Source organism: Burkholderia sp. HI2500 (genome assembly GCF_002223055.1).
In the GTDB taxonomy this organism is placed as follows: domain Bacteria; phylum Pseudomonadota; class Gammaproteobacteria; order Burkholderiales; family Burkholderiaceae; genus Burkholderia.
The window spans coordinates 642549-655795 of record NZ_NKFL01000005.1 but is presented as its reverse complement, the minus strand read 5'-3'; the positions used below and the strand labels follow the sequence as shown (position 1 = coordinate 655795).

The window sequence follows — 13247 nt, the reverse complement described above, 5'->3', positions numbered from 1 at the left end:
TCCCCATCATGTCTCTGTTCTCGTTTCTGGGCGCGCTGGAGATCGGTCTGATCTTCAGCCTCGTCGCCCTCGGGGTGCTGATCTCGTTTCGCATCCTCAACTTCCCCGACCTCACCGTCGACGGCAGCTTTCCGCTCGGCGGCGCCGTTGCCGCGACGCTGATCTCGGCCGGTTACGACCCGTTCAGTTCGACCTGCATCGCGATCGTCGCGGGCGCGGTGGCCGGCTTCATCACCGGCTGGCTCAACGTGCGCCTGAAGATCATGGACCTGCTCGCCAGTATCCTGATGATGATCGCGCTCTATTCGGTGAACCTGCGGATCATGGGCCGGCCGAACGTGCCGCTGATCACCGAGCCGACCATCTTCACCGTGCTGCAGCCCGACTGGATGCCCGACTACGTGCTGCGCCCGGCGCTGCTCGCGATCGTCGTCGTGGTCGCGAAGCTCGGCCTCGACTGGTTCTTCTCGTCGCAGCTCGGCCTCGCGATGCGCGCGACCGGCGCGAACCCGCGGATGGCGCGCGCGCAAGGCATCGCGACCGGCCGTGCGACGCTCGCCGGGATGGCGCTGTCGAACGCGCTCGTCGCGCTCGCGGGCGCCCTGTTCGCGCAGACGCAGGGCGGCGCGGATATCTCGATGGGGATCGGCACGATCGTGATCGGGCTGGCCGCGGTCATCATCGGCGAGACGCTGCTGCCGGCGCGCCGGCTCGTGCTGACGACGCTCGCCGTCGTGCTCGGCGCGATCGTCTATCGCTTCTTCATCGCGCTTGCGCTCAACAGCGAATTCATCGGGTTGAAGGCGCAGGATCTGAACCTCGTGACGGCGGCGCTCGTCACGATCGCGCTGGTGCTGCCGGCGACGCGCAAGAAGCTGTTCGCGCGCAAGAACGGAGGCGTCTGACATGCTGTCCGCACAAGACCTGAAACTCACGTTCAATCCCGGCACGCCGATCGAGACGCGCGCGCTGCGCGGGTTGTCGCTCGAAATTCCCGACGGCCAGTTCGTCGCGGTGATCGGCTCGAACGGCGCCGGCAAGTCGACCTTCCTCAATGCGGTCAGCGGCGACCAGGCCGTCGATGCGGGACGCATCTCGATCGACGGCACGGACGTCACGCGCAAGGCCGCGTGGGATCGCGCGCACCTCGTCGCGCGCGTGTTCCAGGATCCGATGGCCGGCACCTGCGAGGCGCTGACGATCGAGGAGAACATGGCGCTCGCGATGGCGCGCGGTGCGCGGCGCGGCTTCCGGGCCGCGCTCGACCGGCCGTCGCGCGAGCTGTTCCGCGACAAGCTGCGGCTGCTGAACCTCGGCCTCGAGAACCGGCTGACCGACCGGATTGGGCTATTGTCAGGCGGCCAGCGGCAGGCGGTGAGCCTGTTGATGGCGTCGCTGCGGCCGTCGCGGATCCTGCTGCTCGACGAGCACACGGCCGCGCTCGACCCGAAGACGGCCGCGTTCGTGCTGGAGCTGACCGCGCGCATCGTCGCCGAGAGCAAGCTGACGACGATGATGGTCACGCACAGCATGCGGCAGGCGCTCGACTACGGCGACCGCACGGTGATGCTGCACCAGGGGCAGGTCGTGCTCGACGTGTCGGGCGACGCGCGCAAGGGGCTCGACGTGCCGGACCTGCTGCAGATGTTCGAGAAGGTGCGGCACGAGCAGCTCGACGACGACGCGTTGCTGCTCGGCTGACGGGCAGCTGGCGGACCGGCGCGGTGTGCAGGGTGCGCATCGTGCCGGTTGGCCGGCCGGGCCGGGCTCTGCTCGGTTCGGCCCGGCTGCGCGCTTCGGTTCGCATGCGCCGCGTCGGCGCCCGAGGGGTGTGGCGGGCGTCCGGGCGGTGCGAGCCGGTGATGCCGGGGGCGACCCGCCGTCATGGCGTGGGCCTGCCGGCTTTTCACCCGTCTTTCATCTGACGAAATACCGGTTTCGTACCAGTACTGTGCGGCGTGGACGCATTGCCATATACTGTATATCCATACAGTTGTGGGTGGCATCATGCTCGCATCCTCCATTTCTCCCGAATCCCTTCATCCGTCGCTGTGGCGCGGCTCGCAGCTCGCGCGTGGCGGCCCGCGCACGATCGAGACCGGCTTCGCGTCGCTGTCGGCCGAGCTGCCTGGCGGCGGCTGGCCGGTCGGCGGGCTCGTCGAACTGCTGGCCGCGCAGCCGGGCTGCGGCGAGATGCGGCTGCTCGCGCCCGCGCTCGCGCGCACCGTCAGCGCCCGGCGGCCGCTCGCGCTCGTCGCGCCGCCGCAGTCGCCGCATGCGACCGCGCTCGCCAGTCTCGGCGTGCCGGCCGACGCGCTGCTGTGGCTGCGTGCCGGCAGCCACGCGGATGCGTTGTGGGCCGCCGAGCAGGCACTCAAGACCGGTTGTTGCGGCGCGCTGCTGCTGTGGCAGGACGCGCGGCCCGATGCGCTGCGGCGCCTGCATCTCGCGGCCGCGCGCACGGGCGACACGCTGTTCGTGATGCTGCGCCCGCTGTCGGCCGAGCGGCAACCGTCGCCGGCCGTGCTGCGCGTTGCGCTGTACCCGGTGCCGGGCGGCGTGTCGCTCGACATCGTCAAGCGACGCGGCCCCGCCCGCAGCGAGCCGCTCGTGCTCGACCTGCCGTCGCCCATCGTGGAGAGCCGCTATGCGCGTCTTGCTCGGCATCCATCTGCCGCGCCTGCCGCTCGACGTGTGCGTCGCGCTTCCGTCTGACGGCGAGGCGGGCGAGGCCGGCAGCGCAGGCAGTGCGGTGCTCGAGCAGGGTGTCGTGCTGATCGCCGACGCGGCCGCGCGCCGGCAGGGCGTGCGCGCGGGCATGAAGCGCGGCGGCGTGCTCACGCTCGCGCCGCACACGCAGCTCGTCGAACGCGATCCCGCGCGCGAGGCCGATGCGCTGCGCGCGGTCGCGCTCGCGTTGCTGCGCTTCTCGCCGTGCGTCGCGCTCGGCGACGAAGCCACGCTGCTCGTCGACGTCGGCCCGAGCCTGCGCTTGTTCGGCGGCTTGCCGTCGCTGTGCCGCCAGGTGCGCGCGACGCTCGCGGCGCTCGGCTATGCGGCACGCCTGTCCGCCGCGCCGACCGGGGGCGGCGCGTGGCTGCTCGCGCGCGTGTCGGCCCGCGCGCGCATCCGGCGCCGCGTCGCGAGCCCGGCCTCGCTTGTCCGCGCGCTCGACCGGCTGCCCTGCGTGCTGCTGCCCGATGCGCGTCCGTATGCGGGCTGGTTCGACGGGCTCGGTTGCCGCACGCTCGCCGATCTGCGCGGCCTGCCGCGCGCGGGGCTGCAGCGCCGTTGCGGTCCCGCGTTGCTGGCCGCGCTCGATCGTGCGTATGGCGACGCGGTCGAGCCGCTTGCGTGGATGGCGGTGCCGCCCGTGTTCGACGTGCGGCTCGAATTGCAGGAGCGCGTCGAATACGCGGAAGCCGTGTTGTTCGTGGCGCGGCGGCTCGTCGTGCAGCTGTGCGGCTGGCTGGCCGCGCGGCACCTGTCGCTGGCCGCGATGACGTTCGATCTCGAACACGAGCGCGGCCGCCAGGCCGTGCCGCCGACGCCGCTCGAGCTCGCGTTCGCGTCGCCCGTGCGTGACGAGGCGCATTTCATGCGGCTGCTCGGCGAGCGGCTCGCGCGCGTCGAGTTGCCGGCTGCGGTGATTGCGGTGCGGCTGAAGGCCACGCGCGTCGAATCGGTCGCGCCGCCGGCCGACGATCTTTTCCCCGAGCCGGGCGGCACGCGCGAGACGCGCGCGCGGCTGTTCGAGCTGCTGGTCGCGCGGCTCGGCGCGGACAACGTATTGCGCGCGGCGCCCGTCGCCGATCACCGGCCCGAGGCCGCGAATCGCTGGCTGCCGCTCGATGCGCAGGCCGGCAAGCCGGCTCCCGGGCCGCCCGCCGTGCCGCCGAGGCCAGCCTGGTTGCTGGCGGAGCCGCTGCCGCTGTTGATGCGCGGGGAGCGGCCGGTATTTCATACGCCGCTGAGGATGATGTCGTCGGTGGAGCGGATCGAGGCCGGGTGGTTCGACGGTCAGCTCGCTGCGCGCGATTACTGCGTCGCGCAGGACGAGGCCGGCGCGTGCTACTGGGTGTTCAAGGAGCGGGCGGGGAGCGAGGCCGAGCCGCGCTGGTTCCTGCACGGCCTGTTCGGGTGAACGGTGATGGTTGCGGAATTCAGCTGGCTGCCCGATTACGCGGAGTTGTTCTGCCGTTCGAACTTTTCGTTCCTGCATGGCGCGTCGCATGCGGAGGAACTGGTCGAGCGTGCGGTCGAGCTCGGCTATCGCGGGATCGCGATCACCGACGAATGCTCGCTTGCCGGCGCGCCGCGCATGCACGTCGCGGCGAAGGCGAAGGGGTTGCCGCTCGTCATCGGGTCGTATTTCGACGTCACGCCGGATGAAGTCGCGCCCGGCCACGATCCGGGCCCCGGCGCGTTCGGGCTCGTGTTGCTGGCGCAGAATCGCGAGGGCTACGGCAACCTGTCCGAGCTGATTTCGTGGCGGCGGATGGCGTCGCCGAAGGGGACTTACAAGCTGACGTCGCGGATGCTGTCGGCGCCGCCTGCCGAGTTTGCGCATTTGCGCGGGATGCCTGATTGCTTCGCGATCCTCGTGCCGACGTATCCGGTGCGTGCTGATGTACTCGATGCGCAGGTCGCGTGGTTTCGCGCGACGTTCGGCGAGCGGGCGCGGCTCGGGCTCGTGCAACTGCAGCGTGCGCTGGACGGTGCGCAACGCGAGGAGATTCGTGCGGCGGGTGAGCGGCGCGGCGTGCGTGTCGTCGCGCTGGGCGACGTGACGATGCACCGGCGCTCGTGCAAGGAACTGCAGGACGTGATGACGGCGATTCGCGTCGGCATGCCGGTTTCCGAGTGCGGGTATGCGCTTGCGCCGAATGCGGAACAGCATTTGCGTGGGCGGAACCGGATCGGGAATCTGTTCTCGCCGGAGGAGATTGCGGAGACGTGCGCGATTCTTGATGCGTGCAATTTTTCACTTGGCGACTTGCACTATGAATATCCACTTGAACTCGTCCCAGCGGGACATACGCCGGCCAGCTACCTGAGACAGGAGGTTGGGGTGGGCGCGCACCGGCGTTATCCGAAAGGCGTGCCGGAGAAAGTGAAGAAGCTGATCGAGCACGAACTCGAATTGATCGAGGATTTGGAATACGAGCCGTTCTTCCTGACGGTCTACGACGTTGTCACCTATGCGCGTAGCCGGAACATTCTGTGCCAGGGTCGCGGTTCGGCGGCGAACTCAGTGGTCTGCTATTGCCTCGGTGTCACGGAGGTAGACCCAGAGCGCAGCACGCTGCTGTTCGAACGATTCATCAGCCGCGAGCGCGGCGAGCCGCCTGACATCGACGTTGACTTCGAGCATCAGCGGCGCGAGGAAGTCATTCAGTATCTCTATGAGAAATACGGTCACGACCGTGCCGCGCTCGCCGCTGCCGTATCGACATATCGACCACGCGGTGCATTGCGCGAGACAGGCAAGGCGCTCGGTGTCGATCCGATGTTGATCGAGCGGGTCTCAAAGGGACATCGCTGGTTTGACGGCAGCCGTGATCTGCTTCAACAATTCGCGTCGGTCAATCTTGACCCCAGCGCACCCATCATTCAGGCATGGGCGGAGCTTGCTGCCCGACTGCTCAACTTTCCGCGCCATCTGTCCCAGCATTCGGGCGGTTTTGTGATCAGTCGCGGCAAGCTGACGCGACTCGTGCCGGTTGAGAATGCAGCGATGGACGGACGGCGGGTGATTCAGTGGGATAAGGACGATCTCGAAGCGCTCGGACTGATGAAGGTCGACGTGCTTGCTCTCGGCATGTTGTCAGCGCTGCATCGCGCGTTCGACATGCGCACCGCATGGCGCGGGCCGCCGAAGAGGGATGAACGGCCCAACGACGATAGGCCATTCGGAATGGATGACATTCCACAAGATGACGACGAAACTTACGACATGATCTGTCGTGCCGACACGGTAGGTGTATTCCAGATCGAATCGCGCGCGCAGATGTCGATGCTGCCGCGTCTGAGGCCGCGCGACTACTACGACCTTGTGATCGAGGTTGCAATCGTGCGGCCGGGGCCGATCCAAGGCGGGGCCGTTCACCCATACCTGAAGCGACGTCAGGGGATCGAGAAAGTCAGTTATCCAAAGGATGATCTGAAGCCTGCGCTCGAACGTACAAAAGGCGTGCCGATCTTCCAGGAGCAGGTGATGCAGATCGCGATGATCGCGGCTGGTTTTACGCCCGGGGAGGCCGACGAGCTGCGCCGCGCGATGGCTGCGTGGAAGCGCAAAGGCAATCTCGAGCAGTATCACAGCAAGATCGTCGACGGGATGCGGGAGCGCGACTATCCGCCCGAGTTTGCCGAGCAGATCTTCGAGCAGATCAAGGGTTTCGGTGACTACGGTTTTCCGGAGAGTCATGCCGCGAGCTTTGCGCATCTCGTGTACGCCAGCAGCTGGCTCAAATGTCACGAACCGGCGATCTTCCTCGCCGCGCTGCTGAACAGCCAGCCGATGGGTTTCTACCCGCCGTCGCAGCTCGTGCAGGACGCGAAGCGGCACGGCGTGCAGGTGCTGCCGATCGACGTGACGCAAAGCAACTGGGAAGCATCGCTCGAAGCGCTGCCCGATCAGCCGCCGCCGCACGGCCAGCCGGCCGTGCGGCTCGGCCTGTCGCTCGTGCGGGGGCTCGGCGAAGCCGCCGCACGCCGCATCGAAGCCGCGCGCACGGCCGGCCGGTTCGACAACGTCGACACCCTCGCACGCCGCGCGCAACTCGAACGCCGCGATCTCGAAGCGCTCGCCGCCGCGAACGCGCTTGCGACGCTCGCCGGCCATCGCCGCGATGCGCTATGGCAAGCGGTTGCGGCCGCCCCCGAACGCGACCTGCTCGCGACCGCGCCGATCGACGAAGTGGAGAAGCCCGCACTCGGCGCGCCGTCGGAAGCCGACGACATCCTCGCCGACTATCACACCACCGGCCTCACGCTGAACCGCCACCCCGTCGCGCTGCTGCGGCCCGAGCTGCGCGCGCGGCGGCTGTCGTCCGCGGCCGAATTGCACGACCGCCCCGACGGCCGGCTCGCGCGCGCGTGCGGGCTCGTGACCGCGCGGCAGATGCCGGGCACCGCGAAAGGCGTGATGTTCATGACGCTCGAGGACGAAACGGGCTGTGTGAACCTGATCGTCCGGCCCGAGCTGCTCGCGCGGCAGCGCCGCGAAACCCTCGATTCGCGGCTGCTTGCCGCGTCCGGCGTGTGGCAGGTCGCGAGCGACGTGAGGCACCTCGTCGTGCAGCATTTCGAGGATCTGACGCCGCTGCTCGGCGGCCTGCGCACGTCGAGCCGCGAATTCCACTGATTCCACTGACACAACCGGCGCGCGCCGCCGAACGCGCGGTGCCTTGCCATCCGTGCATACCAGTTGGCTCAATTGGTTCTATCCAGGTCTCATATCCGTGCCCAAAACCAAGCCGAACCACATACTGGAACTGTCCCCTTGCATACCAATCCGGGTAAATCCCTATCCCGTACTTCGTTGTAAACAAAGGGTTTGTGAGGACTAAAACGCTTGCGGGGCAAGGCTCCTAGCGATTTCGGCATCGCTAATACCAGTTCGTTGACTGGTATTATGGTGGTTATATAATGCCCTCACTTTCGACGGCCTGCGGTCGTCGTCCGACACCCGGAGGCACATGGAAACCGGCTGGTCCGAACTGGCGCCCGATCCCCTCAGCGATACGCCGCTCTATCTGCAGCTTGCCCGCAACCTGGCGAGCGCGATCCACGCCGGCGCGTGGCGGGCCGGCGAGGCGCTGCCGTCGGAACGGCTGCTGTCGGTGTCGGTCGGCGTGTCGCGGATCACGGCCCGTCGCGCCCTCGCGCTGCTGGTCGAGCAGGGGCTGATCAAGCGGGCGCGCGGGGCGGGCAGCTTCATCACGCCGCGCGTCGCCGATCCGCTGTCGCGTCTCGTCGGCTTCACCGCGAAGATGCAGCAGCGCGGTTTCGTGCCCGATTCGGTGTGGCTGTCGCGCACGCTGCGCGCCGCAAACCGCGACGAGATCACGCGTCTCGGCCTCGCGCCCGGCGCGACGGTGGCGCGGCTCGAACGGCTGCGCCGCGCGGACGGCATCGTGATGGCCGTCGAGCACTCGACGCTGCCGGCCGCGGTGGTGCCCGATCCGCAGGTGCTCGGCGCGTCGCTGTACGAATACCTCGAAGCGCGCGGCATGACCGTCGTGCGCGCACTGCAGCACTTTCGCGCGGCGAACGCGACCCACGCGATCGCGAAATGGATGGCGGTGAAGCCGGGTTCGGCCCTGCTGGTGATCACGCGGATCGGCTACGGCGCCGACCAGCGCGCGATCGAAGTGAGTGAAACGTATTGCCGCGACGATTACTACGACTTCGTCGCCGAACTGAAACGCTGACGCGCGAGACTGCCCGCGCGCGACACGCGTGAAGCAACGACACGGATTGGCAAATCACGACGCGGATGCCCGCGTCACCAGATCATCAAGAGAACGTCATGCTGACTGGAAACATCCTTACCCCCGACGGCTGGATTCACGGTTCGCTCGATAGCGAGAACGGCCGCATCACGACCCTCGACGGCACGCCCGTCGATCCCGCGAAGAACGACGCGCCGTACATCCTGCCCGGCTTCATCGACCTGCACGTGCACGGCGGTGGCGGTGCCGACGTGATGGAAGGCGGCGACGCGATCGAGACGATCGCCCGCACGCACGCGCAATTCGGCACGACGAGCCTGCTCGCGACGACGATGACCGCGCCGCGCGACGAACTGATGCAGGTCGTCGCGAACCTCGGCACCGTCGCGCGCACCCGCACGCCGGGCGGCGCGCGCGTGCTCGGCGTGCACCTCGAAGGCCCGTACATCAACCCCGGCAAGCTCGGCGCGCAGCCCGACGCAGCCGTGTCGGCCGTGCTCGACGAAGTCCTGAAGTACCTGTCGATCGCGCCGATCCGCGTCGTCACGCTCGCGCCGGAAATCGCCGGCCACATCGAGATCATCGGCGAGATGGCCGCGCGCGGCGTGCGCGTCCAGCTCGGCCATTCGCTCGCGACCTACGACGACGCGGTGGCCGCGCTCAAGCACGGCGCGTGCGGTTTCACGCACCTGTTCAACGCGATGTCGCCGCTGCATCACCGCAACCCGGGCCTGGTGGGGGCGGCGCTTGCCCACGCCGAATACGCGGAAATCATCCCCGACCTGCTGCACGTGCACCCGGGCGCGATTCGTGCTGCGCTGCGCGCGATCCCGCGCCTGTACGTCGTGACCGACAGCACGTCGGCAACCGGCATGCCCGACGGCGAATACCGGCTCGGCAGCCAGCACGTGACGAAGTGCCTCGGCGGCGTGCGCCTTGCCGACGGCACGCTCGCCGGCAGCACGCTGACGATGGACCAGGCGCTGCGCAACCTCGTGTCGCTGGGCCTGCCGATCGCCGACGTGTCGAACCGGATGTCGCGCTATGCGGCCGACTACCTCGGCGTTGCCGATCGCGGCCGCCTCGAGCGCGGCGCATGGGCCGACCTCGCGGTGTTCGACCGCGACCTGAACCTCACCGCGACCTACGTCGAAGGAGAATCGATTGTCGAATATGCTTAAGGAAGCGCGCGAGTCCGCCCAGGTCGTCGCCGCGCAGCTCGCCGACACGACGCGCGTCGAAGCGCTCGCCGGCCAATTGCTCGATCACCCGCCGGCCGTCGCGCTGACGGTCGCACGCGGCAGCTCGGATCACGCCGCGAGCTATTTCGCGAGCCTGACGATGAGCCGCCTCGGCGTGCCGGTCGCGTCGCTGCCGATGTCGGTCGCGACGCTGCAGCAGGCGCCGCTGAAGGTGCAGGACCAGCTCGCGATCGCCTTCTCCCAGTCGGGCAAGAGCCCCGATCTCGTCAATACGATGGCTGCGCTGCGCGAAGCCGGCGCGCGCACCGTCGCCGCCGTGAACGTGCTGCCGTCGCCGCTCGCCGACGCGTGCGAGCACCAGTTGCCGCTGCTCGCCGGCCCCGAACTGTCGGTGGCCGCGACGAAGAGCTATATCGCGATGCTGTCGCTGTCCGCGCAGATCGTCGCGTACTGGCAGCGCGACGCCGCGCTGATGGCCGCACTGCGCGGCCTGCCCGACGTGCTCGCACAGGCCGGCCAGCTCGACTGGTCGCAGGCCGTCGCGGCGCTCGCGGGTGTCGAGCGGATGATCGTGATCGGCCGCGGCCTGGGCCTCGCGATCGCGCAGGAAGCCGCGCTGAAGCTGAAGGAAACGTCCGGTATACAGGCCGAGGCGTTCTCGAGTGCCGAAGTCCGTCACGGCCCGATGGAGCTGATCGACCGCGACTATCCGCTGCTCGTGTTCGCGCCGCCGGGGCCCGAGCAGGCCGGCCTGCTGCAGCTTGCCGCGGACATGCGCGCCCGCGGCGCCGCCGTGCTGCTCGCGGCGCCCGCCGGCATACCCGGTGCGACGCTGCCGCTCGCGCAGTCTGCCCATTCGGCGCTCGACCCGATCGCCGCCATTCTTTCGTTCTACGTGATGGCGGCGGATCTCGCCGTTGCGCGCGGCCGCAATCCCGACACGCCGCGCCACCTGAACAAAGTCACCGAAACGCACTGATAGCCGAGACCGCCGATGAGACGCGCCGAGGAGTCCCAGTTGAAGAGCCCCACCCACGATCAGATCGTCCTGCTTAGCCCCATGACGGGGCCGATCGTCGCACTGGCCGACGTGCCCGATCCGGTGTTCTCCGGCGGGATGTTCGGCGACGGCATCGGCATCGACCCGCTCGCGGGCCAGCTCGTCGCGCCGTGCGCGGGCGTCGTGTCGCATCTCGCGCGCACGGGCCACGCGGTGACGATCACGACGCCGCAAGGCGCGGAAGTGCTGCTGCACATCGGCATCGACACGGTCGAGCTGAACGGGCAGGGTTTCATCGCGCACGTCGAGGCCGGCGAGCGTGTCGAGGCCGGCACGCTGCTGATCGAGTTCGATCAGGATGCGGTGGCGCGCAGCGCGCATTCGCTCGTGTCGGTGATCGCGATCGCGAACTCGGATGCGTTCGAGGTCGTCGATCGTGCCAGTGGCTTCGCGACGGCCGGCGAGACGCCTCTGCTGGCACTGCGCGGCAAGGGCGAAGCGGCCGCGCAGGCGGCACAAACCGGCGCCGCGGCGCAAAACGAAGTGCGCCGTGAAATCGTGCTGGCGCAGCCGGGCGGCCTGCATGCGCGGCCGGCCGCGCGGGCGCGTGAAGCCGTGCGCGGGTTCGACGCGACCGTCGACGTGCTGTTCGACGGCCGCAAGGCGTCGATCGCGAGCGTCGTCGGCCTGCTCGGCCTCGGCGCCGGCGAAGGCGCGACGGTCGAACTGGTCGGCCGTGGCGCGCATGCGCAGCAGGCCGTCGATGCGGTCGAGCACGAGTTGCTGCGCGAAGCGCACGGCGAAGTCGAGGAGAAACCGGCGCGGCTGAGGTCGCCCGCGCCGCAGACGGTCGCACGCAACGTCGGTGCGCCCATCGACCCGAACACGCTCGCAGGCGTGTGCGCGGCGCCCGGCATCGCGGTCGGCACGCTGGTGCGTCTCGACGCTGCGGAAATCGTGCCGCCCGAGCAGGCCGCCGGCACGCCGGCCACGGAAAGCCGCCAGCTCGACCAGGCGCTGAAGGCCGTCGACGCCGAACTCGACGAAACGGTGCGCAACGCATCGGCGCGCGGCGCGGTCGGCGAAGCGGGCATCTTCGCGGTGCACCGCGTGCTGCTGGAAGACCCGACGCTGATCGACGCGGCGCGCGACCTGATCAGCCTCGGCAAGAGCGCGGGCTTCGCGTGGCGCGCGACGATCCGCACGCAGATCGACACGCTGTCGAAGCTCGACGATGCGCTGCTCGCCGAACGCGCGGCCGACCTGCGCGACATCGAGAAGCGCGTGCTGCGCGCGCTCGGCCATACGAACGGTGCTGCACGTGCGCTGCCCGACGAAGCGGTGCTCGCGGCCGAGGAATTCACGCCGTCCGACCTGTCGTCGCTCGATCGCCAGCGCGTGACCGCGCTCGTGATGGCGCGCGGCGGCGCGACGTCGCACGCGGCGATCATCGCGCGGCAGCTCGGCATTCCGGCGCTGGTCGCGGTCGGCGATGCGCTGTACGCGATTCCGGACGGCACGCAGGTCGTCGTCGATGCGAGCGCGGGCCGCCTCGAACACGCCCCGACCGCGCTCGACGTCGAGCGCGCGCGGCACGAACGCCAGCGCCTGGACGGCGTGCGCGAGGCGAACCGGCAACTGGCCGGTGAAGCCGCCGCGACCGCCGATGGCCGTGCGATCGAGGTCGCCGCGAACATCGCGACGCTCGACGACGCGAACACCGCGGTCGACAACGGCGCCGACGCGGTCGGCCTGCTGCGCACCGAGCTGATGTTCATCCATCGCCAGGCCGCGCCGACGGTCGTCGAGCACCAGCAGAGCTACCAGTCGATCGTCGACGCATTGCAGGGCCGCACGGCGATCATCCGCACGCTCGACGTCGGCGCCGACAAGGAAGTCGACTACCTGACGCTGCCGCCCGAGCCGAACCCGGCGCTCGGCCTGCGCGGCATCCGTCTCGCGCAGGTGCGCCCCGATCTGCTCGACGATCAGTTGCAGGGCCTGCTCGCGGTGAAGCCGTTCGGCGCGGTGCGCATCCTGCTGCCGATGGTGACCGACGCGGGCGAGCTCGTGCGCCTGAAAAAGCGCATCGACGAATTCGCGCGCGCGCAGGGCCGCACCGAGCCGATCGAGGTCGGCGTGATGATCGAGGTGCCGTCCGCCGCGCTGCTGGCCGACCAGCTCGCGCAGCACGCGGATTTCCTGTCGATCGGCACCAACGACCTAACGCAGTACACGCTCGCGATGGACCGCTGCCAGGCCGACCTGGCCGCGCAATCCGACGGCCTGCATCCGGCCGTGCTGCGCCTGATCGACATCGCGGTGCGCGGCGCCGAGAAGCACGGCAAGTGGGTGGGCGTGTGCGGTGCGCTCGGCGGCGATCCGCTCGCGGTGCCGATCCTGGTGGGCCTCGGCGTGACCGAACTGTCGGTCGACCCCGTGTCGGTGCCGGGCATCAAGGCGCGTGTGCGCCGTCTCGATTACCAGTTGTGCCGTCAGCGCGCGCAGGATCTGCTCGCGCTCGATTCGGCACAGGCGGTAAGGGCAGCAAGCCGCGAGGTCTGGCCGCTCGACTGAGCGTCGACG

The 13247-nt window shown here is 69.2% G+C and carries 9 protein-coding genes; all 9 read left to right on the top strand.

Features of this window, described 5'->3' with window-relative positions:
- The first annotated feature begins 8 nt into the window (after window positions 1-8).
- Window positions 9-905, top strand: coding sequence for an ABC transporter permease (locus CFB45_RS15930; protein ID WP_089426377.1), 897 nt, complete (start codon window positions 9-11; stop codon window positions 903-905).
- Between the two features lies 1 nt (window position 906).
- Window positions 907-1701, top strand: a complete 795-nt coding sequence (locus CFB45_RS15925) for an ABC transporter ATP-binding protein (protein WP_011353261.1) — start codon at window positions 907-909, stop codon at window positions 1699-1701.
- 306 nt (window positions 1702-2007) lie between these two features.
- On the top strand, window positions 2008-2715 hold the full coding sequence (gene imuA / locus CFB45_RS15920; RefSeq protein WP_089426376.1) for a translesion DNA synthesis-associated protein ImuA: 708 nt from the start codon (window positions 2008-2010) through the stop codon (window positions 2713-2715).
- Complete coding sequence (locus tag CFB45_RS15915; protein ID WP_089426375.1) at window positions 2648-4144, top strand: Y-family DNA polymerase; 1497 nt, start codon at window positions 2648-2650, stop codon at window positions 4142-4144. The genes imuA and CFB45_RS15915 overlap by 68 nt, the downstream gene beginning before the upstream one ends.
- Window positions 4145-4150: 6 nt before the next feature.
- On the top strand, window positions 4151-7369 hold the full coding sequence (locus CFB45_RS15910) for an error-prone DNA polymerase (RefSeq protein ID WP_089426374.1): 3219 nt from the start codon (window positions 4151-4153) through the stop codon (window positions 7367-7369).
- 334 nt (window positions 7370-7703) lie between these two features.
- Entirely contained in the window at window positions 7704-8438 is a 735-nt protein-coding gene (locus CFB45_RS15905) for a GntR family transcriptional regulator (RefSeq protein ID WP_043187255.1), read from the top strand.
- A 98-nt stretch (window positions 8439-8536) separates the two neighbouring features.
- Complete coding sequence (gene nagA, locus CFB45_RS15900; RefSeq protein WP_089426373.1) at window positions 8537-9640, top strand: N-acetylglucosamine-6-phosphate deacetylase; 1104 nt, start codon at window positions 8537-8539, stop codon at window positions 9638-9640.
- On the top strand, window positions 9633-10640 hold the full coding sequence (locus CFB45_RS15895; protein ID WP_174973222.1) for an SIS domain-containing protein: 1008 nt from the start codon (window positions 9633-9635) through the stop codon (window positions 10638-10640). The genes nagA and CFB45_RS15895 overlap by 8 nt, the downstream gene beginning before the upstream one ends.
- Window positions 10641-10655: 15 nt before the next feature.
- Complete coding sequence (gene ptsP, locus CFB45_RS15890) at window positions 10656-13238, top strand: phosphoenolpyruvate--protein phosphotransferase (protein ID WP_089426371.1); 2583 nt, start codon at window positions 10656-10658, stop codon at window positions 13236-13238.
- The last annotated feature ends 9 nt before the right edge of the window (window positions 13239-13247 follow it).

Excerpts from the sequence above, each read along its gene's own strand:
- imuA (WP_089426376.1), top strand. The coding sequence starts at position 2,008 with ATGCTCGCATCCTCCATTTCTCCCGAATCCCTTCATCCGTCGCTGTGG.
- nagA (WP_089426373.1), top strand. The coding sequence starts at position 8,537 with ATGCTGACTGGAAACATCCTTACCCCCGACGGCTGGATTCACGGTTCG.
- ptsP (WP_089426371.1), top strand. The coding sequence starts at position 10,656 with ATGAGACGCGCCGAGGAGTCCCAGTTGAAGAGCCCCACCCACGATCAG.
- CFB45_RS15915 (WP_089426375.1), top strand. The coding sequence starts at position 2,648 with ATGCGCGTCTTGCTCGGCATCCATCTGCCGCGCCTGCCGCTCGACGTG.
- CFB45_RS15925 (WP_011353261.1), top strand. The coding sequence starts at position 907 with ATGCTGTCCGCACAAGACCTGAAACTCACGTTCAATCCCGGCACGCCG.
- CFB45_RS15930 (WP_089426377.1), top strand. The coding sequence starts at position 9 with ATGTCTCTGTTCTCGTTTCTGGGCGCGCTGGAGATCGGTCTGATCTTC.
- CFB45_RS15910 (WP_089426374.1), top strand. The coding sequence starts at position 4,151 with ATGGTTGCGGAATTCAGCTGGCTGCCCGATTACGCGGAGTTGTTCTGC.
- CFB45_RS15895 (WP_174973222.1), top strand. The coding sequence starts at position 9,633 with ATGCTTAAGGAAGCGCGCGAGTCCGCCCAGGTCGTCGCCGCGCAGCTC.
- CFB45_RS15905 (WP_043187255.1), top strand. The coding sequence starts at position 7,704 with ATGGAAACCGGCTGGTCCGAACTGGCGCCCGATCCCCTCAGCGATACG.